Genomic DNA, 23,637 nt, shown 5'->3' on the forward strand with positions numbered 1-23,637 from the left:
GAACGCCCAAGTACAGAGAATATAACATTACTTTTATTTATTAAGCTTTTTCTTGATAAGATGCTTTTGCTTAATAAGAAGATGTAGACTGACCACCCTGCATAATCTTCACGCCAGAACTTGCACCGATACGAGTTGCACCCGCTTCGATCATTTTTTGCATATCTTCCAGGCTACGTACGCCACCGGAAGCTTTAACGCCAACATCAGGACCTACAGTACGACGCATCAAAGCGATATCCTCTGGCGTTGCTCCACCTGTGGAGAAACCTGTAGAAGTTTTAACAAAATCAGCTCCAGCTCGCACAGCTGCCTGACAAGCACGTACTTTCTCTTCATCCGTCAACAGACAAGCTTCAATAATAACTTTCACCAAAGCTTTACCCGCAGCCGCTTCAACGACAACACGAATATCTTGTTCAACGTAATCATCATTGCCATCTTTCAAAGCACTGATGTTGATGACCGTATCGACTTCAGTTGCACCTTTAGCTATCGCATCTTTCGTTTCGAAAGCTTTTGTCTCCGATGTAGATGCTCCCAGAGGGAAACCAATAACGGTGCAGATATCTACGCCAGTACCCTGCAACTGCTCAGCAGCATAAGCAACCCAGCCTGGATTAACACATACGGAAGCAAACTGGTATTGCTTCGCTTCTTCGGTTAACTTGGCCATTTCACTTTGCGTTGCGTCCGCACGAAGCAACGTATGGTCGATCATTTTCGCTAATTGTGGTGTAGTCAATTGAATCTCTCCCTTATCTGAACTAGTTATTTTCTATACACTTACACTAACATGAACATATGTAAAAATCAACTTGAACTTTTGTTCACAGTTACACTTACATTTCTTCTTCGTTATATTTTCTTCCTAAAAAAGCAAAACATCCGCCCTTTTTGCATGGCAGATGTTGTCATCCATATCCATTTGAAATTAAAATCGAAGTAATGCCTGCGCTGTGTACTGATCCGTGACCAGAATATTAGCGTAATGACCTTTGAGCGCGGCGTGAATGGCTTCAATTTTGCGTTGTCCTCCGGCGACAAGGATTGATTTTTCCTTATTTCTCAACTCGGCTAGATCAATTCCAACGGTTCTGCTGTTAATCTCTTCACTGATCAACTGACCTTCCGCGTCGAAAAAGCGTGAACAAATGTCACCTGCACCGGAGTTCATCAGCAATTGTTGCTCTTCTTCATTGAAGTAACCGAGCCTGAACAATAATGCATCTTCTTTCACAGTACCCACGGTAAACAAAGCAATGTTGGCCTGTCTGCCAAGTTCCACGATTCTGCCGATATGTCGATCCGCTTCTACCATGTTTTTTACTTCAATGTTGTCGAAAATAACAGGCAGCGGCAGATACCTTGGTACCGTATGGAATGCCTCAGCGAACAAATGAACAATCTCAGCGGCATACGTATTGACATGGGAGTGGCTTACGCCCCCCTTCAATTGTACGACTTCAACACCTTTAACCTGCTTGGGACGAAGCTGGCGTGCTACAGCATGCATGGTTGTTCCCCAAGTCACCCCGATAATATCTGCATCCTGAACCGTCTCTTGAAGGTAGTCTGCTGCTCTTTTGCTGATATGCTTCTGTATTTCCTCATCACTCTTCAACGGGGTAAAACACACAAGTGCCGTATCCAGATCATATTTTGACTTAAGTTCTCCGGCAATGATGTCGATATCCTCCAGCGGGTCCATAATTTCAATCCGGACATATCCACGATCTTTGGCGTACTGAAGTAACCTTGATACGGTTGGACGCGACACGCCCAACCTTGCGGCAATATCCTGCTGGCTATAATCGGACTGATAATACAATTTCGCTGCTTCAATGCTTAATCGTTGCTTCTCCAGGTCCATTCCCATGTGCGCTCATCTCACTCATCCTATTGTCTTTGGAAAATAAATACTCGTCCTGTATATTATACATGGATTGAGTATCCGGTCACCATATAACATCCAATTCAGTATCATGATCGATCCATTCATTCATATCCCTTTCTGACGTATAAAAATGGGGAAACGATGCATACTACTGCGGTCGCTTCATCATTGCCAAGATCAATTCACCCCATTAATCGCACAGAGAGGAAGAACTACATGTCTACCTTATTGTATATTACTGCCCATCCTCATGATCATGAAACCTCCTTCAGCATGGCTACGGGCAAAGCATTTATTGATGCGTATCGTGAAAGTCACCCTTCTGATGAGGTAGTTCACCTCGATCTGTATCGTTCGGATATTCCGCATATCGATGCGGATGTCTTCAGTGGTTGGGGCAAACTGCAATCGGGCAGTGATCTGACTGCCGAAGAACAGACCAAAGTAAGCCGTTTGAATGAACTATCGGATCAATTTGCCTCAGCAGATAAATATGTTTTTGTAACCCCGATGTGGAACTTCTCGTTCCCTCCTATTCTGAAGGCTTATGTCGACTCGATCTGCGTAGCTGGCAAAACATTTCGTTATACCGAACAAGGTCCTGTCGGACTGCTGTCTGATAAAAAAGCACTGCATATTCAGGCCCGCGGCGGCATTTATTCCGAAGGCCCAGCGGCTCAGATGGAATCCGGTCATCGTTACTTAAGCATTATCATGTCATTCCTCGGTGTGCCGAAGCTTGATGGCATTTTTGTTGAGGGGCATAATCAATATAAAGATCGTGCAGATGAGATCAAGCAACAAGCTATAGAGCAAGCACGCACTTTCGCGAAACAGTTTTAAGAGAGGTAGTTCAAAAAGTTGAATATCACTCAAAACATAAACAAAACCCGCGTGCGACCTAGGGGATGATCCCAGGAGACACGCGGGTTTTCAATGTATAATCAACCTAGAGCTTACTGATGTCCAGCACTGGCACGGCTCATGGTTTCAAGTTTACGTGTGATCGCATGACGGTCAACTTTCAATCCCCAGATCATTTCAATAATCTGTTCTTTCTCCTCAGGACTGTCGGCATACTTCAATTGCATTAACAGATCATGCATTTGTTCATTAATGCCTTCAAATTGAATCCATAAATCCTGTCTTATCTCTTTGGAATCCAAATGATGATTCGCATCGACTTCTTCCTTCAATGCTTGCAGAATAGCATCTTTCCATTCGTCATCACCTAGCTGTTTCGCAATGTTCAGGAGATCCAGATAATCGTCAACAAGAAGTGAGTTCAATTCAGCATGTGTTTTCATCGTTTATTGCATCCCCTTTTCGTCTATTTACCAAGTATTATACTCGGTATTTCAGGATATGCAATAGCTGTCGGAAAAAGTTGATTTATGTAGCCTGTCCCTTCAACCTGTGAACAAGCAAATTACACAAGACAAAACCGATCAAAGCGTACACACCGATCATCCCCACAATGCCTATCCATCCAAGATGACTGTAAAGCAGTCCACCTCCTGTTCCACTTACGCTTGAACCAAGATAGTAGAAAAATAAATACAACGCATTGGCCTGGGATTTGTGCTGATTGGCCACGAGTCCAACCCAGCTGCTTGCGATGGAATGACCGCCAAAGAAACCAAAGGCAAACAGGGCGAGTCCGATAATTTTGACCCAAAGCGCTGGATGAACGGTACAGACTGCACCAGCCAGAATAATTCCCAGCGCGATTCCAAGCACATGTGACCTGCCGTACCGATCTGCCATCCTGCCCATCCAGGTGCTGCTTACCGTGCCCATCAGATATACCACAAAAAGACTTCCAACGATAGACTGGCTCAGATGATAGGGTTCACCCGTTAATTCAAAACCGATATAGTTGAACAGGGTCACGAATCCCCCCATCAGGAGAAAACCGAGTCCATACAGGCATAACAGCCTTGGATTGCGACATTGTGACCACAAAAGAGGTATTGGATTTTTGAATCCTGGTGCAGCTTTGACAAAATGACGGGATGGCGGGATGACAAGCAAAAAAATAACGGCTGCACACAGTCCAAGAATACCAATGAAACCCACAGCAGCGCGCCAACTGAACCAATCTGTCACCACACCGCTGATGAAGCGGCCGGCCATGCCTCCTATCGAATTGCCACTTATATATAGGCCCATAGCATAACCAAGACTTCTAGGTTCAATTTCTTCTGACAGATATGTCATGGCTATCGCTGGCAACCCCGCGAGTGCCACACCCTGGAGAATACGAAGCAGAAGAAGCTCCGTATATCCCGGGCTGAATGCGCTGAGCAAAGCAATAACAGAAGATATCACCAGTGCAGCTGTCATTATAAAGCGTCGGCCCACAGAATCAGACAAGGACCCGATGAACAACATCGTCAGTGCCATGGCGATCGTTGTAACGGATAACGTAAGACTGGCGTGTGCCGGCGTAATGGAGAATGCGTTGCTAATCTCAGGCATCAGGGGCTGGAGGCTGTAGAGCAAAGCAAAAGTGACAAAACCTCCGGCGAACAGTGCAAGGCTAATGTTACGAAACGTCTTAGTTCCCTGCTGAATCATGGATGTTCCAACTTTCCCAGTAAGAAAGCTTCTTGGATCGACTGTGGTCTGATCGCCGGTCAGCGAAGCCTTCCATCTATCGTTATTTAGTGAACAATTTCCGCTCCATATGGGTTAAAAACTCATAACCATCTGGCGTTACAACAATTGTATCTTCGATTTGGAATCCACCAGCACCTAGCTCGTAATAGGGTACCTCAACACATAACACCATACCGGGCTCCAGTATACGCTGTTCCCCAGGGGAGAGGGTTATATCGTCGTACAGTTCCAACCCGATGGCATGTCCGACATGCTGACGTCGGTAATGTGGAATCCCTTCACGCTGTACGCGAGATACTGCCGTATGGAATACTTCCGACGCCTTGACGCCAGGGCGCACCGTTTCAAGTGCCGTCTCCCATCCACTTTTGACCGCAGCAAAATGTTTTTTCATCCAAGCGGTAGGCTCCCCTGCAACAACCGTGCGGCCCGTATCTCCCCAGTATCCTTCCAGCTGCAGGCAAAGATCGAAACGGACCTGATCTCCAACCTCAATCATATGAAAATAATTTTCGATGAGTGGTAGCGCACTACGTGGCCCTGCCCCTACCGCTGTCATTGCCGGAGTTCCACCCGCTCTCATCACAGCCAGACGATAATGATCGGCAAGTTGCTTCTCATGAACACCTGCTGCAATCAGGTCAATTAGTTCCTGCTCAATCCGTTCATTTAATTGGGCAGCCTGACGAAGTTGCTCGATTTCGAAAGGTGTCTTGACCAGACGGATTTCTCGGAACAACTTATATGCGGGAATTACCGGTCTGTCAGGAACCTCCTCCTTGATTCTAGCCAGAATATCGGGAGCGATCCGCATCTCATCGATGCCAATCGGCTGATCTTCGATCTCAAGCTGTTTTAATGCAGCCTTGAGTGCTTCAACAGGACCCGGATGAATAACCGTCGTTTGCAGAAGAGAATAAAAGAGATCAATGTCGTCAGTGGAAGGTTTGCCTTCAATTGAACCTTCCACAAAGAAATCACTGTAGGCAAATATATCTACCCCCGTAATACCGAACTGAGCTACAACGCCTAACCGATTCGTTGGAATGACGATACAAGGCTTTGCAGATCTGTCGGCAGGTAAAACAGCATAAATCTGCATGGTCCAGTTGCTTGCGCGTAGCTGGGACCCGATGACATAGTGAATATTCTCCGGAGTTGTTGCGATCAGGGCGCTTAGCCCTTGAGTTTTCATCACTTCTTCCGCTCGGTCCCAGTTAAGACCTGAGCTATGGGATAGATGCTGTGAATTATTCATTTTGATCCAGTCCTCCTTTTGTTTTCCTGCGACCAAACAAACTTTCAAGTCCTGGTACAGAGCGCAACACTAGTTTAATCGTCATAAACAGAGCCAGCGCAAACGCGATCAATACAACAGACACCACGGCTATCGTTGGGTCCTGCCATTTCTCCATATACAGGAATAGTTGTATTGGCAACGTGTAGCTGTCCTGACGGAGCAGCAACAGAGCAGCCTCTACCTGATCAAAAGTGAAGACAAAAGCGATTGACCCTGACAAAAGCAGGGATAGTCGGAGCTGTGGCAGCGTAATTGTGAAAAAAATGCGTATCGGCCCAGCACCAAGGTCCGCGGCAGCTTCCCGATGAGCCGGGTGCAGATTGGCTAACGCACTGCCAACAATAGTGAGCACAAATGGCAGCACAATGACCGCTTCACCCAAAATAAGTGCAAACAGTCCGCCTGCAATATGCATTTTTGAGAATAAAATCAGGTATGCAATACCCAGCGTAATTTTTGGCATAACCATTGGAGATACAAAAAATGCCCTTAAGATACCAGAGCCCGGGAAAGGGTATTGCACGATTGCTAACGCAGCAAGCGTACCTGTAATCAAAGCCAGCAGAACCGCCCCTGTAGAAGCAATAAGGCTGTTCTTGAATGCATCGAGAAACTGGGTTTGCTCACTCAGATTGGCATACCACTTCAAGGTGAGACCTTCCGGGGGAAATTTGCTGGCTGAACCTGAGCCTACAGATGTCAACATAATCATCAGCAGTGGCAGCAGCAAATAAATCGCTACGGCACCCACAAAGATGTAGAGTAACAGCTTGGTGCCCCTGTTCGACTTAACCATACGCCTGACCTCCCTTGCGGGAACGACGGAACATCAACGTTTCTGCTCCTTTATTCACAAGCAACGAAACAACAATGGAAGACACAAGTAAAAACAGGCTGGCAACCGCAGCCATCGGCCAGTTGGTGTCCAAGGTTCGCTGATATATAAATACCGGAAGTGTCATGACTCTTCCCCCGCCGATCAGCTGAGGTGTGGTGAATGCGGTGAGACATAGCGTGAACACAATCTGCACCCCGCTTGCAATGCCTCTTGCCGATAAAGGCAGGGTAATGGTCAGGAACGTTCTCCAGCTGCCCGCCCCCAGATCCTGAGCAGCTGCCTTTAAGGAAGCGTCACTTTGGGACAGTACATTTAGAATCGGAAAGACCATAAATGGCAGAAAAATATGGACAAGGGCCACAACAACACCTGTCTCGTTGTATATCATGCTGAATCCTTCCTCGGTTAGCCCCAGACGGATGAACAGCCAGTTCATGAAGCCCTGTTTGGACAACAAAAGCTGCCATCCGTAAGAACGCACAACCGCACTGACCAGTAGCGGAAGAAACGTGAGCAGCAACAACAATTGCTTCATGCCAGGCTTCTTTAGACCCGCAATGCAATAGGCCAGCGGATAGGCAAGCAGAAGACTCCATAGCGTAACCTTGAAGGCAATGCGAAACGTTGTGCCAATCAGCTTCCAATAATAAGGGTCGGACAGAAACGCACGATAAGCTCCTAAATCCCAGCCCCGAATAAGCTTTCCATTCTCATACATATCAAAGCTATATCTGCTAAAGATCAGCAACCCACCCAGATAAACAATGCCCATCAGAGCAAGCGCAGGCAACAGAAGCAACAACCGGGTTACCCATGTGCGGTCTCCAAAGGAATACAGATTCACGATCCGATCCGCGATCCGGTTCATATTCCTGCCCCCTGTAAACGGTCATCAATGGGTTCGGATAACAAGAGCGCGTCCTCTGGGTCAAAGCCAATCTGTATTGGCTCACCTGGACTATAACGTGAGGTTCCCCGCTGATGCAGCACACTGGCCTGAATTAGAAAACCCTCAGCAATCTGCACACTGTATCGAATATTTGCTCCGCCATACACCGCTTCAATCACGTGTCCATCCAGCTTGTTCAGGCAATGAGTTGCATCTTCTCCAAGTCGAATATACTCATTGCGGATTGATAAGGAATGTCGTGCTCCCGCTTTCGGTACAGCATTGCCATCACTGACTTTCACCAGCAATGGCTTGCCGAAGCATTCCACCCGAATTCCATTCACATCATGTCCCAGTACTTCCGTCTCAAAGAGATTGGTATCTCCAATAAACTTGGCCACGAAACTATCGGTCGGTCTTTCATAGATTTCATCAGGGGTTGCGTATTGCAGCAGCCTTCCATCGCGCATAATGCCAATTCGGTCAGACATATTCATGGCTTCGCTCTGATCATGCGTTACAAAGATAAACGTTCCGCCAAATTCACGCTGGATGCGTTTCAGTTCACGCTGCATATCGAGACGCAGCTGCATGTCCAATGCAGAGAGAGGTTCATCAAGCAGTAGCACTTCGGGTCTGTTGATCAGTGCGCGAGCAATGGCGACGCGTTGGGCCTGCCCCCCGGACAGCTCGGATACAGCACGCCTGCCATAGTCTCCGAGCTGGACTAGATCAAGCATTTCACCTACCTGCCGTTGGATATCGGCTTTTGGTAACTTCTTCACCTTTAGCCCATAGGCAATGTTGTTGAATACATCCATATGAGGGAACAGCGCAAGCTGCTGAAAAATCATATTGCTATTGCGTCCATAAGCCGGGATGCCAGTAACATCCCGACCTCCCAGCATAATGGTGCCCTGATCCGGTTGCTCAAGTCCGCCAAGCATGCGCAGCAGTGTTGTTTTGCCACAGCCACTCGGACCAAGCAAGGAAACGAATTCGCCCTTTTTCACTTGGAGTGTTACTTGATCAACGGCGGCTCGCTCACCATAAGTCTTCGTGACTTCCCTTGTTTCAATGGATATGGTCTCTTGTCCGCTGCTCATCTCTGATTCCCTCCCATCCATTCCAGGTTCATAACAAGACCCGGAATCGTAGTGTACCTGGCAACAATCCTTTTATTGAAGCTTTGTTTTCACGAGTCGATCCCATAGTTCTTTCCAAGAAGAACTGTTCTGTGCAAGCACATCCCAGTCTGGATTAATGCCGTTACTTTGCGTTTCGACGGAGAATGAAGGATCATCCTTGTACTTGTCCGGAACTGCAGCTGTCGTACTGGTTACCGGCGTACCCGTTGCTTCTGCATATTGTGACAGCGCCTCGGCGCTCAACAACTCGTTAATAATTTCATTTGCAACACGTGCTTGCTCAGGTGTTGAGCCCTTCACTACCTGAAGTGTGTACGGGAAGGAGATGGCACCTTCACTCGGATAAGCTACGGCAAGTGGAGAACCACCATCAATCCATGTCTGTGCAACCTGTGCACTGAATGGGGCAATGAGCGCATCACCTGACTCCAGCAGTGCCTTCAGCTGATCATTGGATGAAACCAATGTGCCAATCTGGTCACTGCGATCTGCCCAGAACTGGAAGGCTGGCTCGGGATTTTCATAGGATGCGCCAATCTCTTGACCTTTGGTAGCAATAAGTGGGGAGATATATGAATAGAACATGTAGTCCCAGAGCGCAGTTTTTCCTTTGAACTCCTCGTTATCCCATAGATCGTTCCAGCTGGTAGGTGGCGTTTTCACCAGATCTTTGTTATATACCAGGGCGAAGCTCGAAACGCCCCAGACCACACCTTTATTGTCTGGCTTGTGGAAGGACTCGGGAATATCCTTAATATTGGTCACGATGCTGGTATCCAGTGGCTCCCACATGTCATCATTCAAGCCTTTTGCCGTCGCATCTGCATTGAAGTAACCGAAGTTAACAATCGGATTGTTGGCATCAGCCTGCTTGCCTGCGACCATCTTGGGGTACATTACCGAATTGGAGGATTCCTCAAAGGTGACTTCAACGTTGGGATGTTCTTTCACATACTCGGCAACCACTTCTTTCGGAACGACATCCTGATTGGAGCCAGCCCAGATAAACATCGTCAGCTTAACTTTGTCTCCGCTTACTCCTGAAGAGTCGCTCTCTCCGGCAGTATTACTTGAGCTGCCTGCTCCACCGCAGGCGGAAAGCACCAATGTACCGGCCAGTGTCAGAGAGGCGAGGCTGAGAAAGCGTTTTTTGTTGGATTTGAACATGCAAATTCCCCCATCCATGTAGTTGGTTTTACCGATAAGACAGAACTAGATAGTCTCCATACACTTGATCAATGCAACCCTATTTGCTGGCGTAAACCTTCCATAATGTCGGATATCTCCCGTGGATCTACAGATAGGGAATCCTTATACTTCTCCTCTACAACGCCCATGGTCTGACGCTTCAGGTAGTCTCTTAGTGCAAGCGGAGCATTCAGCAAGGCCTGATTCAGTGTTACCTGCATCTCATCGCTCCATATGTCTTCAAATTGCTCCCGCGCCTTGCCAAAGGCGAATTCCTCCTGCTGCCGTGGTCGCTTGGCTCGCATTTGTTCGGTATCGCTCTCGTTCAGCTCCAGGCCGTCAATCACAACACCATATAACTCAAGAGCTTTCTCCGGGGATACCAGCCCACTTCTTACATCCTCCAGAACTAGGCGTGGTTCACGTTCAAGTGGATCACCATATCCGCCTCCGCCTTGCGACAGGAACGTAACCGTTTCTCCAGGTTGAAGCAGCAGCTCATCAATTCTTCCCAGATGATGCTCACTTGCACGTCCAGCATTAAGAATCGCTTCTCCATGTGAACCTACGCCACCACCGAGCCTGCCCCAGGGCTGGAACTCCATACGCTCCATGTTTCTGGCCGTCATCACGGTATCCGGTGTTAGAATTCTGACACATAAATCAATTCCGCTTCCGCCACGGAAGGTTCCTGCACCCGCCGAGTCAGCACGAAGACCATAATGCTCAATCAACACAGGCATCTCGGATTCCACCGTTTCCGCAGGAATATTCCGAAGATGACCGACCGCAAAATCCATGCCATTAATGCCGTCTTTCATCGGCCTAGCTCCCGAACCTCCGCAGATCGGCTGAATTACGCCCACCTTTTTCTTGCCATCGGATGCATCTGTCATCGCCATCATGACGATGCAGGCTTGTCCAGCTCCTGCCGCGGGAACCATACTGCCCTGAGCTTTCCCCAGTGCTCCCGTGATAACGTCCATCAGCCGGATAAAGGTCGCAGCACGTGCCCCAACTGCTGCCATCGGCTCCGGGTTTAGTACGGAAGCAGGCGGCGCGTAATTTCGCACCATACGAATCATGCCCGAATTCCAAGGAATGGTCGGATCGAGCGTACGGAAATAACGAATGAGTGCGGGCACCAGCATGTAATGGCCCTGTTGGTTGTGGGTAGGAATGTTGAATGAAGCCCTAACCTGAGGATCGGTGCCGCTAAAGTCCAGATGAATGTCACTACCTGCAATCGTCATCTTGCAACGCAACCGAATAGGATATCCCCCTGGTCCTTTCTCCAGATAGTCCCAGAAGTCATAGGAACCGTCCGGGATATCTTGCACGATAACACGTGCCTTCAGCTCGGCATATTCCAGCAAATGTTCGATGCCCTGCTGGATTTTTCCCACGCCATATCGTGCAATGAGTTCCTCAAGCCGTTGCTCTCCCCGATTCAATGCAGCCATAAGCGCTTTGAGATCACCGAGATTTTGCTCCGGAATTCGGCTGTTGTCCATAAACATTCGCAGGATCTGCTCGTTGAGAACACCAGCTTCATACAGCTTGACTGGTGCAATTCGAATGCCTTCCATATGAATATCGTAGGCGCTGGGAGATACGCTCCCCGGTACCTTGCCGCCCACATCGGATGAATGGACAAAGCACATGCCGTAAGCAATGATTCGCCCTTCGTGAAAATAAGGCTTGATGAGATGAATGTCTGGAAGGTGTGTGACCATGCCTTTGGTGGAATAAGGATCATTACATATGACGAGATCCCCTTCTTTCCAGTCTTCTATACTGTTAATGGTCGCAGCAGCAGGGATGCCCAGGGACAGATTGTAACCCGTCTCCAGCGGCGATCCGAACGTTTCCCCGGATGGAGATAAGAGGTAGGTTCCAAAATCGCCAGTTTCTTTGACAAAAGCGGTGAATCCTGTGCGCAGAACAACATTTGCCATCTCTTCCACGGTAGCTTGAATTCGGTTGTTAAAAATCTCAAGAAAGACCTTGTCGCCGATCATGCTTCCACCTCCCCAATCACGTTCCCATGCACATCCCGGTATACCTTATATCCTGGCGGAATAAAGATCGTTGTATCATATTCCTCCACAATAATGGGCCCGGGGATGGGGGCATCCACCGATGGAATTTGTCCCCTTTTCAGTACCTTGGCAATCTGCTGTACATGGTCAAAGGTGATGAGCCTTTCTTCCGCTACACTCTCATCAAATGGCAAATTTGCCGGATCTACCGTGTTATGGGTAGGTAAAACACCAACAATGGTTGCTCTGAGACTTACAAACATGACCTCTGCCTCTGGCTGACTAATGCCAAACACGTTTTGGTAAGATGTATGGAATTTAATCCCTGCCTTCTTGGGATCTTGAATTTCTTCCAATGTCAGCGTGACCTCTATATCAAAGGCCTGTCCCTCATATCGCATATCCGCACTGTACAGGCAATAAATATTGTCCAGCTTGACACCACCACGGGCTTCCTCATCGACCCAGCTACGTCCCAGGTTTTCCAATTCAGCAAAAAGAGAGCTTAATTCACCACACTCCAGAGTCTGAGTGCTTTTGTGTAACGTATGAACGAAATCATTGCGGAGATTGGCAACCGTGCAGCCCATGGCACACAGTGTTCCCGGAGATGGCGGGATCAGCACTCTGCCGATACCTACCTCACGTGCCATCAGAAAAGCATGCATCGGGCCGGCTCCACCATATGCGAGCAGCGTAAAATCGCGGGGATCAACACCCTTGCGAGCCATGAGGGGAGAAAACTGGGCGTACATATTGGCAGTTGCCACATCAAGAATGGCTTGCGCAGTCTGTTCGGCATTCAGTCCAAGCTTCTCTCCCAGATTGCCCAGAGTACGCTCTGCAAGTTCGGGATACAGACGCATTTGTCCGCCAAGGAAATGGTCAGCATGCAGGATACCGAGCTGTAGATAGGCATCTGTGGTTGTCGGCTCTTCTCCCCCGCGCTGATAACATGCCGGACCGGGATTGGCTCCCGCGCTGCGCGGTCCAACCTTGAGTACGCCTACGGAATCAAGCCAAGCAATTGAACCACCACCTGCTCCTATAGCCGTTACATCAACAGCGGGAATGATGACAGGAAAATCTCCAACCTTGTTCTCAGAAGAATAACTCGGTTCTTTGTCAATAAGGGCGACATCAACGCTTGTCCCACCCATGTCAAATGTGATGACCTGATGAATGCCCGCTCGTTCAGCAATATGGGTCGCGGCCATTACACCGGAAGCAGGCCCGGACAGAAGCGTACGTACCGGCTCATTAGCCGCTCTGGCAGCCGTCATAATTCCACCGTTGGACATGGTCGACAGCAAGTTGGCTTTGAGGCCGTATGCCTGAATCCCTTCTTGCAGACGCAGGAAGTAAGACCCCATCCGTTCACCTACATAAGCGTTCATGGCCGTTGCGAGTGTTCGTTCGAACTCACGCTGTTGCGGCCAGATGGCGCTGCTTCGGCAGATGAACAGTTGCGGATAACGTTCCCTGATCAGATCTTCTGCAAGCTGCTCATGAGCAGGATTCACATAAGCATGTAAAAAACTAATCGCCAAAGCGGTAACGCCATCCTCCACCAGCTCATCCACCGATTGCAACAGTTGTTCCTCATTCAGTGGCTGGAGTATGCCTCCACTCGCAATGACCCGTTCATCGACTTCCTTAACGCGATGTCTCGGTACCAGAGCATCGGTCTTGTCACCATACAGATTGGTTGTATCCTCAAGTCGCAACCGGCGGATTTCAAGAATGTCACGGAATCCTTTAGTGACCAGCAGACCTGTAACTGCGCCATTTCGCTCAATCAACGTGTTGACGCCAAGCGTTGTTCCATGCACAAACAGATCAATCTCATGAATATTCACGCCACTCGCCTTCAACTGATCAAGTGCGTTAAAAATCGCCTGTTCCGGAGCTACTGCAATCGATGGCGTCTTCAGCGCCGCAATCACCCTGCCCTGATGGTCCATCACCAGCGCATCCGTGAAAGTACCTCCGATATCTATGCCTAAACGGTAGATTGTGTCCACAAGCTCAACTCCTTTATCACCGGGTCTGTTTCTAAGGAATGTTATTGGTTTTGCATGGCGAAATAACGTTTGACATCATCGATCATTTGGTTGATATGATTCACCATTGCCGCTTCAGCCTGCTCCGGAGAGCCCGCTACAATAGCATCCAGAATCTGCTGATGATCCACAACTAATTCACTTCCTACTCTCCGGCGAATATACGCTGTTTCCAGAAAATCGCGGCTTGTCTCCCATACCAGTTCAACCGCATGCAGAAGAATTTGGTTTTGCGCAGCATAAGCCAGCAATCTGTGAAACTCCCGGTCCTCCTCGTATGGTATAATATTCTTGGAGAGCAATTCATGCTGGTTGGCAATAGATGCTTGCAACAGTACTATGTATTCTTTCGAGGCACGTTGTGCTGCCAAGGAAGCGATCTCCCGCTCAAGTGCCCTTCTGGCAACGAGAACATCCAGCAGAGCCTTTTCCCCGGAATGGTTCAGCATCTGAATTAACTGTGAGTTCACGCTTTGTTGCTGCAAATCTTTTTCCAATGTCTTCATTCGATCCAGACCCTGTTCGGTCAAAGTTCTTCCCTTGCGACCTTCCAGAACTGTAAAACCTTCAACATCCATCTCCATAAGTCTTCTTCCGATGGTTGCCTGACTCAGACCATACGTTTTGCCCAAAGTATGAACCAACGTACTGGCCCCGATGGGAGCATTAGCGTCTCGAAGCTGCTTCAACAGTTCGTATTCCAACTCCATTTCGTTTAGCTCAGGACCCACTGATCTCACCCCTCTTAGATACTTAATTGTTTTTTTATCTTCTTCGTAGTTGTTACTCACTGATGATTAACGTTAGTATACCTTGCAGACATCACAATTTCAACAATTCTCATCAAAATAGTGCGAATTATTCCCTCAACTATACTGTGCACCTTTTCAATTCAAAATTAAAATTAAAAAAGAGCATTTCACATCCTTTGTTCCAGCGTTTATCTGGAGGATGCAATCTGCCCTTAACGTAGTAATCTTTTAAGATCACGAATGTAATCATTAATACTCAAATCAGGTATCAGGACTTGAGTTGTTGCAGTAACTGCACACGGTAGGCTTCACTTTCAAGCGATTGAATTTCCTTATATTCTTCAGCAGTTAACACTTTGGGTTCCCCCGCTGCCTTGGCGATCATATATACCTTTGCGCTTTCTTCCACCACTTGGGTGCGGTAATAGGCTTCGCGGAGGTTTTTACCGGTCGTAACCAATCCGTGATTGACGAGAATGAGTGCCGTATGTTCTTCTACCTTTGCTGAGACTGCATCGGCAAGAAGCTTCGTCGTTGGCAGAACGTATGGAACAAATCCGATATCACCTACCAAAGCGGACTGATCAGGGAACAAGTGTGGCAATTCATCGAAAACGAGACTAAGTGCGATCGTATATGCCGGATGCGTATGCACAATGGCTTGGATATCAGGATTCACACGATAACTGTACAGATGCATCAATACTTCGGAAGATGGACGTGTTGATCCCGCACGAGTCTCTCCTGTCTCGATATCAATGGCGATCCATTCGTCAGGCTCCAGATCCTCAAGTGCATAACCACTCGGAGACAACAACATCGTTCCCCCAGAGCGAGCGCTCAGATTCCCACCGGGTCCTACCACCAACCCTTGGGCAACTGCTCTACGTGCATACTTCGTCAACTCTTCCCTTACTTGCTGTTCAGACATGTTGCTCACCACTCCTCATACTTTTCTTTTTAGCATTTTGCGTCAATGCTCATTGCATTGAATCTGTTCATTACCTTTTGATTTAATTCAGACTTTGGTAGTTTTCATAAGCTTCCTGCCACAGCTCTGTATCCTCAGGCTCATAGGTCTCGGGGGAAAAGGAAGCAGCCATGACCTCCCGTACCTCGGCCAAGCTACTCACTTCTCCATGCGCAAGGAATTGCAGCATGCAATTCCCGGCTGAAGTCGCCTCTGCGGGGCCTGCCACCACCGCGACACCGGCTGCATTGGCTGTAAACTGGCATAATAGTCGATTGTGTACACCACCACCAACCATATGAATAACACGAGGTCTTGTACCTGTAACCAACTGCAATTCATCCAGCGTCTGTCTGAATTCCAGTGCAAGACTTTCCAGAATGCAGCGTACAATCGCTCCAATCGTTTCGGGCACTGTCTGTCCGCTGGCACTGCATTGTTGCCGTATTCGTTCAGCCATATTTCCTGGCGCCAAATACACGCCATCTCCCGGCGATACATAACTTTGATGCGGCGTTGCCAAGGTAGCCAATCGAATCAGTTCTTCATGTGTAAAAAGTTGATTCTCCCGCTCCCATTGCCGTTTGCATTCCTGTAGCAGCCATAAGCCTGAACGATTTTTCAGGGTGCGTACTTTTCCACTTACCGTCCCTTCATTGGTGAATCCCAATGCACGACTTCGGTCATCCAATACAGGTGTATCACGCTCCACCCCCATAAGAGACCAGGTACCACAGCTGATAAAAGCGAAATCCGAATCCATCGCAGGAATCGCTGCCAAGGCAGATGCCGTATCATGTGATCCTACAGAGACTACCTGCATCGGTCCAGTCCGTAACTCGGCGCACAACTCATTTGTTAGATCGCCCAGCACGGTGCCCGGTTGAACGAGTTTTGGAAATAATGTTTCCGGTATACCGAGACGCCCGATCAGATTTTCATTCCAACGCGCCTCGCCTGCATGCAACAGCCCACTGGTACTTGCAATCGTATACTCACAAGCCTGCTGACCAGATAGATAATAGTGAAATAAATCCGGCATAAATAACATGCGCACATCCGGACGCAAACCTTCGGCCTGCTCTCGTGCACTGCCTAGCAGTTGAAATACTGTATTGATCTGCTGCGGCAAAACGCCGGACATGGCATACAGTTCTTCTTCTTTCACCATGTGCAGAACTTCTTCCATCCACTCTGCGTTGCGTGCTTCCCGATAGTGACGTGGGTTCGAGCACAACCTTCCCGCACCATCCACCAGTCCATAGTCCACTCCCCACGTATCCACTGCTATAGAACGGACCGATGGAGAGATGCCTTGCGTCCCTTTCACAATGCCTTGTTTTAATTCATGAAAAAGTCGCAAGAAATCCCAATACAATCCGTCCCCCAGCTGCACGGGCTCATTGTTGAATCGATGCACTTCTTGTAACCAGAGTCTGTTACCATCAAAAGAACCACGGACTACGCGTCCACTACCGGCGCCGTAATCGGCAGCAAGCACATGTGTTGCTTGATTGCCCATTCTTTCAAGCCTCCTTAACTCTTCGCGATAAGCCGTATTTGAGTTCTGAGCACAGCTTCAAGAGAAAGCCATGTTACCTCATCTCACAAGGAACATGGCGTTTGACAGGAATGGAACTTTATTTTAACGATACAACGGGCCAAACACACTGCAAGCACGGTAATCTGCACTCTCCGGCTCACTTGTGCCGAATAATCCCCATGCACGCGGACGGAAAATTTCCGTTTCAGGTACATTATGCATATTTACCGGAATGCGAAGCATGGAAGAGAGTGTAATCAGATCAGCACCGATGTGTCCATACGAGATGGAGCCATGGTTGGCGCCCCATTGATTCATGACTTCGTATACGGAAGTAAACGCTCCCGATCCGGTTAGAACAGGTGCAAACCAGGTGGATGGCCAGGTTGGATCTGTCCGCTGATCCAGCGTATCATGCACATCTTCAGGCAGATCGACCGTGTAACCCTGAGCGATTTGCAGCACCGGTCCCAGTCCTTTGACCAGATTCAGACGTGTCATCGTTACAGGCATGCCACCTTTGGTCAGGAAATCCGCTGAATAGCCGCCTCCGCGGAAGTATTCTACCGATGCCGGTCTCCATGATGTTGCTTTCAGGCAGTCCTGAACTTCCTCATCTGTAATTTCCCAGAATGGTTTAAGTACAGGCTTACCATCTCTGGACTGTTGCCCAGTGCCATCCAAGGCTGCCGAACCAGAGTTGATCAGATGCAGGATACCATCCTTCGCGTTTCCTTCCAACTGGTGTCCCGTCACACGCTGTACTGAATCCGGACTCCAATACGTACGCACATCAGCAAAGATCTGTGCCGTATGTGTCAGCAGCGAACCGAATAACATCGATACTCCATTCAAGCTATCATTCTCTGTTGCAACCAGATAAGGCGCACGTTTGCCATTCCAGTCAAAGGAAGAGTTTAATATCGACTCCAGAAAATCTCCGTTCGGAGAATGATCCGTCCACTGCCGTTGTCCCTGGAAGCCGGATACAATCGCGTGGTGGCCCATCGATTCCTCTGTAAACCCGAGCTCTGCCAATCTTGGGTTGCCCGCCATCAAGTCACGCACGATTTGGGTCATTTTCACAACGGTTTCCCATTCGTACTCTTTGCGTTTGCGATCCGTTTGCAGATGGGCAGCGTTATTGTCCGGACCTTCGCTACAATTCTCCTTCACCCAGGCCAGTGCGAGCTTATACTCCTCAGGATCATAGATTTCTTCTTCAATACGACGAGTGAGTTCGCTCATATCCACATATTCGTTCCTCATGCCCAGATACTCCTGGAAAAATGAATCGTTCACAATCGAGCCTGCAATCCCCATGGATACCGATCCAATGGACAGATACGCTTGCCCTTTCAAGGTAGCGGCTGCCAGACCCGCACGGCTGAACCGGAGCAATTTCTCACGCACGTCCTCGGGAATCGTTGTATCTCCGCCGTCCTGCACATCTTCTCCATAGATCCCAAAGGCCGGGATCCCCTTCTGTGCATGGGCAGAGAGTACTGCCGCCAGATATACTGCACCCGGACGTTCAGTCCCGTTAAAACCCCAGATGGCTGTAGGAATGGATGGTGACATATCCATCGTTTCCGTACCATAACACCAGCATGGTGTCACGGTGATCGTTACGCCAACGTTCGAACGGCTGAACAATTCTGATGCTGCGGCCACCTCGGCCACCCCGCCAATACAGGTCTCAGCCACAACACATTCCACCGCGGACCCGTCAGGATAACGCAGTTCGGCTGCAAGCAGTTCCGCAACAGATGTCGCCATCCGCATCGTTTGCTCTTCCAGTGACTCCCGAACACCCTTGCGTCTTCCATCAATCGTGGGACGAATACCAATCTTGGGGAAAGCCTGTTTATAACGATAATCCTGATGTGTCATACTGGAATGTCCTCCTTCAATTCGTTTCATAGAATTTGGGTTGAATTGAGAAACCTTCTGTCTGATCCATGTGCAGTGATTGGAATAAGATAATGACGGAAATACAACCGATACCCGGGTGGCACGCAAGAGCTGCATACACAGATTACCAAGAGCCTTATTTTAGTTTGAATACGTTTACATATTTAAAAAATAACAATAAACCATTTCATTAATTAGCTATGTATGTAGTTCCTCTATTCAAGAAAATGGAACGTGCATGAGCGAATTCAACGAAATGGTTTATGTAGTAAAGACGTTCAGAACCCTTTAGGGTTATCGGTAACCCTAACATAGCACGAGCCTATCTTGCTGTCAATTGACATTATCCTATAGAATGGTAAGACTATGTTGCGGAAAGGTTAGATTCTAATGATTACCATTTACGATATTGCCAAAAAAGCCAACGTCTCCGCCATGACGGTCTCCAAGGTCATTAATCATACAGGCCGTATAAGTTCCGCGACACGTGAACGTGTGCAACAGGTGATCGACGAACTGGGTTACATCCCGAACTCCAATGCACGCAGCCTTGTGCTTCAACGAACCCAGATGCTCTCCCTGCTTATTACGGATATTACCAACCCTTTTTATACAACACTGGCGCGTGGTGCTGAAGATGCAGCCCATCTTCGTGGGTACCGTCTTTTATTCGGCAATAGTGACGAGGATTACAAAAAGGAAAAGGATTATGTAGATGCGATTCTGTCTACTCGTGTGGATGGTGTACTCTTTGCCCCAGCGGGAGATCGTTCTCTCCAACATCTGAAACAGCTGCAGGAACGTCACATTCCGTTTGTCTTTCTGGACCGCACCGTACCTGGCATTACGTCAGATATCATTGCTGGAGATAGCCGGGAAGGCGCGATTGCTCTGATCCGATATCTGGTGCAATTGGGGCACCAGCGCATTGCACTGGTCAATGGTTCTTCGGAGGTTTCTACCGCCAGACTGCGGGAGGAAGGTTATATAGCGGGTTTACGAGAGGCCGGAGCTGATATTGATCCCGAGCTTGTGCTTCGAACCGGGTACCGGGATTTCACTGATGTAGAGGGACTCGATCGACTACTCTCTCAACCAAATCAACCAACAGCCATTTTTGCAGCCAACAACATGCTGGCGATTGGGGTCATTCGGCTTTTGCGCAAACGGGGACTACGTGTACCAGAAGACATTTCTGTTGTGTGTTTCGACGATCTGGATCTGGCTTCTGCCTTCGATCCTTTCCTGACTGTAGCTGCACAGCCAGCATATGAATTTGGGTTTCAGGGCGTACAGATGCTGATTGACCGAATTGAGGGTAAGTCCCCTTCCGAAGCCCAAACCGTCATTCTACCGTCAGAACTGCGCATACGGGCTTCAGCTACTGCTCCACGTGAGCAAAAATAGAGTTAAGCGCGTGAGTTGACTAAATAATATCGTGTAAAAGATTAGTCCCACTTATCTAAATTAGGTCCCGTTCAAATTCGTAAAAATGTACAACATAAACAGGGTGCACCGGAGATTACGCTCTGGTTGCACCCTGTTGGATGTTCATTCGCTGAAATAATCCGTCATTCGAGCCGTTTGGTTCGTCTGTTTCACTAAGGCTCGTCGAATTCATTTTGGTTCCATCCGGACCGATATTTCTACCGCTCCGACTGTAATGCAAGAGCGACCTCACGAACGAGTCCCGGGAACCAGTCCATCAAAGGTTCGAACGTATACCCCGTTTGTTCAGCTTTGGTCGTCTCCATCGTCCATGATTGCTCAATTCCGAAGGGTGACATGTCCTCTTTCACCGTTTCCGTGAGGATCTGGGACTGCATGCCCGTGACCGTCTCGATCAGATGTATCATGGCTGACAGCGTAATCGCACCCTTGGAAGCTGCATTCACCGGACCTGTAATGGACGAATGTCCAAGCCAAGCGAGAAATCTTGCCGCTTCGGTGGAATTGATAAATCCAATCTCCGCATCCGGATTTGGCATGCCGATCGGTTTTCCTTTTTGCACATGTTCAATATGAAAATGAAGTCTTCTCGTATAATCATCAATCCCGAGTACAATGGGAATGCGCATCGCCACAACCGGGAAATCCGCTTCCTGAAAAAACACAGCCTCCGCAAGCCGTTTGCCTTCTCCATACGAAAAATCCTCTGCACTTCCATACTGCAATGGATATGTATACGGGTCAAAATCCGTTTCCTTAAATCCAGGTCTGGGATCACCGTACACCGAGAGTGTGGATGTCAGAACGTATCTTTTGGTGCGTCCTGCAAAAGCTTCACATGCCGCTTTCGCCGCATCTGGAGAATAACAAATATTATCGTACACAACATCCCACATGTCTGTCTGTGCAACCTCTGCCAGAGATTCCGGGTCTTCACGATCCATCTTGATTCGGTTTACTTCGGGTCCGAAGTCGACATCCGTTTTACCACGAGTTGCGACTGTGATCTGAGACTTCCCTTCCCACAGCAAGTGATCCACCAGACGTTTACCAAAAAAACGTGTACCCCCAAGTATAAGTACTTTATTCATCCAAAAAACCTCCTATCTTGTTCGATTATGTTTAACAATTTGAAGCATGGTATGAGCATTCCGTTGAAACTCATATGAAGTTGGTTCTTCGGATACCGTACACCCACGCTCTTCGAGTATTAATTTCAACTCATCCATGTGTTTGTAACGTTCGCCAGACAGATCCACTGTTGGAAAAATGCGAACCTCTTGTTTGGTCACACGCAGCAACTCCATTATGGTTGCAACATGAAAATCAACATCCAATCGATCCGCATACGTAAACAGGAAATGGGCGGATAACGTCAGATCGAATTGTTCATCTGCAAAGGGTAGATCCGGGAGCACAGACGCCACATAACGGTCAGGAAACATTCTCATATCTGCGATGCAATCTGTGATGGCACGAGTTCGTTCTTCCTTTAACCCCTGGATTGATCCAAATTGATCCCACACATATATGCTTTGCACCGATTCCATCTGTTTCATCGTATGCTCAATGTCCTGAAATCCCTTTACTTCAAGCTCGTCGATCTCATATTCGTAGGCCATATCCACGGCCATGGGGTTGGCACCCAATTTGCGCGCTTGGCTACTAAACGAACAGGCACCGCCTGGACAATCCAGAATGGACTTGCCAGTAAGTTCCTCCACCGTCAGGTTGAACATCTTCATATATTCTTCGAAGGTTCTTCCTATGAAAACGATCTGTGACAGTTCCAAACCTCCAGAATCATTGGAGTGCTGATCTTCTCTGCTGTTATTCTTCTCTTCTCTACTGTTGCTCTGCTCATCTCTGCTCATCTCGTCTCAGCTTCCTTTCCTGCGCTTGAATCAATCGTTAGGGAACACAAGCCCAATCTGCTTCCGAATCTGATCCATAACCTGCATCGTAACATAGGAGCGTTCATACGTGTTCATGTCAGACTCCTTTTGGCCCTGCTCAACCAGATTCACGAACTCCTCCACTTCATAATACATCGCCGGATGGTTTTGTTCGACTGTGAGCTGCTCCACCGTACCGTCATTGTAACGTATCTCTGCATGTTCCGGTGAGCCAATCTTGTCAATGATGATGCTGCCCAGCTCACCCATGATTTCGCTTGGTAGATGAGAGTTGGAGATTTTGGAGTATGTAACGACCGCATCCATCCCATCATAGTCCAGCAGCACACTACCTTGTCCATCCACGCCAGATTCCAGCATCATCGCTTGGGATTGAACCCGGTTAGGTTCACCGAACAACGTAATCAATGGATATAGACAATACACACCGAGATCCATTAACGCCCCATTGGCGAGTTCAGGCTTGAACGCATTCAGGACGATCCCCTCTTTGTACTTGTCGTAACGCGAAGAATACTGAGAGTATCCTGCTACATATTTGCGGACAGGACCGATTTTATGCAGGCTCTTCTGCACTATTTTGAACTGGGGAACAAGGGTCGATTTCATCGCTTCCATGAGCAGAACCTCGTGTTCTCGTGCTGTATCGATCATACTCCGAACTTCGGCGCTATTTGCAGCCAGAGGTTTCTCGCATAATACATGTTTACCGTTTCTCAGAAAAAGCTCAGCCTGCTCCGCATGAACCGTATTCGGTGTTGCGATGTAGACTGCATCAATCACATCACTTGCCGCCAACTCTTCCAGATCGGTGAATCGGTGTTCAACATCATATTTATCTGCGAATGCATTAGCCTTATCTTCAGTTCTTGAATACACGGCGGTTAATTTGAATCCTTCAACCTGTGCTGCGGCTTCAAGAAGCCTTTCTGTAATCCAGTTGGTACCCACTACTCCAAAACGAACCATGCTTACCTACCTCTTTCATCTATAAATTTCATTTGAGATATAAACCACTTCCATCCTGTATATTGTAGCTCATATTTCGTTCAGATTGAAGGAAGGAGCCATATCCCCAAATATTGATATCTTGCTTTTTAAGTTAA

The 23,637-nt window shown here is 48.1% G+C and carries 21 protein-coding genes; 2 read left to right on the forward strand and 19 right to left on the reverse strand.

Annotation, left to right across the window (positions count from 1 at the left end; genetic code table 11):
- Nucleotides 1-70: 70 nt before the first annotated feature.
- Both deoC and MHI55_RS17625 read right to left on the reverse strand, forming a co-directional pair.
- Nucleotides 71-721: a deoxyribose-phosphate aldolase gene (deoC, locus tag MHI55_RS17620; protein ID WP_127549426.1), complete on the reverse strand. Its 651-nt coding sequence runs from the start codon at nucleotides 719-721 to the stop codon at nucleotides 71-73.
- Nucleotides 722-934: 213 nt separating this feature from the next.
- On the reverse strand, nucleotides 935-1,873 hold the full coding sequence (locus MHI55_RS17625) for a sugar-binding transcriptional regulator (protein ID WP_036613997.1): 939 nt from the start codon (nucleotides 1,871-1,873) through the stop codon (nucleotides 935-937).
- 240 nt (nucleotides 1,874-2,113) lie between these two features.
- Between MHI55_RS17625 and MHI55_RS17630 the strand changes: the two genes are divergently transcribed.
- Nucleotides 2,114-2,740 carry an FMN-dependent NADH-azoreductase gene (locus MHI55_RS17630; RefSeq protein WP_036613802.1) on the forward strand — a complete coding sequence of 209 codons (627 nt, stop codon included), beginning with the start codon at nucleotides 2,114-2,116 and terminating at the stop codon, nucleotides 2,738-2,740.
- 113 nt (nucleotides 2,741-2,853) lie between these two features.
- Here MHI55_RS17630 and MHI55_RS17635 read toward each other — a convergent pair whose 3' ends face one another.
- The 13 genes from MHI55_RS17635 to MHI55_RS17695 form a co-directional block, all read right to left on the reverse strand.
- Nucleotides 2,854-3,204 carry a hypothetical protein gene (locus MHI55_RS17635; RefSeq protein WP_340386490.1) on the reverse strand — a complete coding sequence of 117 codons (351 nt, stop codon included), beginning with the start codon at nucleotides 3,202-3,204 and terminating at the stop codon, nucleotides 2,854-2,856.
- Between the two features lie 85 nt (nucleotides 3,205-3,289).
- On the reverse strand, nucleotides 3,290-4,477 hold the full coding sequence (locus MHI55_RS17640) for an MFS transporter (protein WP_340386492.1): 1,188 nt from the start codon (nucleotides 4,475-4,477) through the stop codon (nucleotides 3,290-3,292).
- Nucleotides 4,478-4,559: 82 nt separating this feature from the next.
- Nucleotides 4,560-5,777 carry a Xaa-Pro peptidase family protein gene (locus tag MHI55_RS17645; RefSeq protein WP_282321160.1) on the reverse strand — a complete coding sequence of 406 codons (1,218 nt, stop codon included), beginning with the start codon at nucleotides 5,775-5,777 and terminating at the stop codon, nucleotides 4,560-4,562.
- On the reverse strand, nucleotides 5,770-6,615 hold the full coding sequence (locus MHI55_RS17650) for an ABC transporter permease (protein WP_036613795.1): 846 nt from the start codon (nucleotides 6,613-6,615) through the stop codon (nucleotides 5,770-5,772). The genes MHI55_RS17645 and MHI55_RS17650 overlap by 8 nt, the downstream gene beginning before the upstream one ends.
- Nucleotides 6,608-7,525, reverse strand: coding sequence for an ABC transporter permease (locus tag MHI55_RS17655; protein WP_340386494.1), 918 nt, complete (start codon nucleotides 7,523-7,525; stop codon nucleotides 6,608-6,610). Before MHI55_RS17655 ends, MHI55_RS17650 begins: the two co-directional genes overlap by 8 nt.
- On the reverse strand, nucleotides 7,522-8,652 hold the full coding sequence (locus MHI55_RS17660) for an ABC transporter ATP-binding protein (protein WP_340386497.1): 1,131 nt from the start codon (nucleotides 8,650-8,652) through the stop codon (nucleotides 7,522-7,524). Before MHI55_RS17660 ends, MHI55_RS17655 begins: the two co-directional genes overlap by 4 nt.
- Before the next feature lie 72 nt (nucleotides 8,653-8,724).
- Nucleotides 8,725-9,861 (reverse strand): extracellular solute-binding protein, encoded by a 1,137-nt coding sequence (locus MHI55_RS17665; RefSeq protein ID WP_076328592.1) that lies wholly within the window; start codon nucleotides 9,859-9,861, stop codon nucleotides 8,725-8,727.
- A 68-nt stretch (nucleotides 9,862-9,929) separates the two neighbouring features.
- Nucleotides 9,930-11,903, reverse strand: coding sequence for a hydantoinase B/oxoprolinase family protein (locus MHI55_RS17670; RefSeq protein ID WP_340386499.1), 1,974 nt, complete (start codon nucleotides 11,901-11,903; stop codon nucleotides 9,930-9,932).
- On the reverse strand, nucleotides 11,900-13,948 hold the full coding sequence (locus MHI55_RS17675; RefSeq protein WP_340386501.1) for a hydantoinase/oxoprolinase family protein: 2,049 nt from the start codon (nucleotides 13,946-13,948) through the stop codon (nucleotides 11,900-11,902). The genes MHI55_RS17670 and MHI55_RS17675 overlap by 4 nt, the downstream gene beginning before the upstream one ends.
- A 41-nt stretch (nucleotides 13,949-13,989) precedes the next feature.
- Complete coding sequence (locus MHI55_RS17680) at nucleotides 13,990-14,718, reverse strand: FCD domain-containing protein (protein ID WP_245838229.1); 729 nt, start codon at nucleotides 14,716-14,718, stop codon at nucleotides 13,990-13,992.
- A 289-nt stretch (nucleotides 14,719-15,007) separates the two neighbouring features.
- Nucleotides 15,008-15,670, reverse strand: a complete 663-nt coding sequence (locus MHI55_RS17685) for a class II aldolase/adducin family protein (protein ID WP_076328589.1) — start codon at nucleotides 15,668-15,670, stop codon at nucleotides 15,008-15,010.
- Between the two features lie 82 nt (nucleotides 15,671-15,752).
- Nucleotides 15,753-17,231 carry a rhamnulokinase family protein gene (locus MHI55_RS17690; RefSeq protein WP_340386503.1) on the reverse strand — a complete coding sequence of 493 codons (1,479 nt, stop codon included), beginning with the start codon at nucleotides 17,229-17,231 and terminating at the stop codon, nucleotides 15,753-15,755.
- Between the two features lie 123 nt (nucleotides 17,232-17,354).
- Nucleotides 17,355-19,145, reverse strand: a complete 1,791-nt coding sequence (locus MHI55_RS17695; RefSeq protein ID WP_340386505.1) for an L-fucose isomerase — start codon at nucleotides 19,143-19,145, stop codon at nucleotides 17,355-17,357.
- 411 nt (nucleotides 19,146-19,556) lie between these two features.
- On the opposite strand from MHI55_RS17695, the gene MHI55_RS17700 reads away from it, so the two are divergent.
- Nucleotides 19,557-20,573 (forward strand): LacI family DNA-binding transcriptional regulator, encoded by a 1,017-nt coding sequence (locus MHI55_RS17700; RefSeq protein ID WP_340386507.1) that lies wholly within the window; start codon nucleotides 19,557-19,559, stop codon nucleotides 20,571-20,573.
- A 115-nt stretch (nucleotides 20,574-20,688) separates the two neighbouring features.
- Here the strand turns inward: MHI55_RS17700 and MHI55_RS17705 are convergent, their stop codons facing one another.
- The 4 genes from MHI55_RS17705 to MHI55_RS17720 are packed head-to-tail and all read right to left on the reverse strand — an operon-like array spanning nucleotide 20,689 to nucleotide 23,500.
- On the reverse strand, nucleotides 20,689-20,835 hold the full coding sequence (locus tag MHI55_RS17705) for a hypothetical protein (protein WP_340390666.1): 147 nt from the start codon (nucleotides 20,833-20,835) through the stop codon (nucleotides 20,689-20,691).
- The gene (locus MHI55_RS17710; protein ID WP_340386509.1) at nucleotides 20,813-21,706 is read right to left on the reverse strand and encodes an NAD-dependent epimerase/dehydratase family protein; all 894 of its coding nucleotides are present in this window, start codon (nucleotides 21,704-21,706) and stop codon (nucleotides 20,813-20,815) included. The genes MHI55_RS17705 and MHI55_RS17710 overlap by 23 nt, the downstream gene beginning before the upstream one ends.
- Before the next feature lie 12 nt (nucleotides 21,707-21,718).
- Nucleotides 21,719-22,489, reverse strand: coding sequence for an SAM-dependent methyltransferase (locus tag MHI55_RS17715; protein WP_340386511.1), 771 nt, complete (start codon nucleotides 22,487-22,489; stop codon nucleotides 21,719-21,721).
- Between the two features lie 30 nt (nucleotides 22,490-22,519).
- Nucleotides 22,520-23,500: a Gfo/Idh/MocA family oxidoreductase gene (locus MHI55_RS17720; protein ID WP_076328586.1), complete on the reverse strand. Its 981-nt coding sequence runs from the start codon at nucleotides 23,498-23,500 to the stop codon at nucleotides 22,520-22,522.
- Nucleotides 23,501-23,637 lie beyond the last annotated feature (137 nt).

It is taken from the genome of Paenibacillus sp. FSL E2-0151 (assembly GCF_037993015.1).
In the GTDB taxonomy this organism is placed as follows: Bacteria; Bacillota; Bacilli; order Paenibacillales; family Paenibacillaceae; genus Paenibacillus; species Paenibacillus amylolyticus.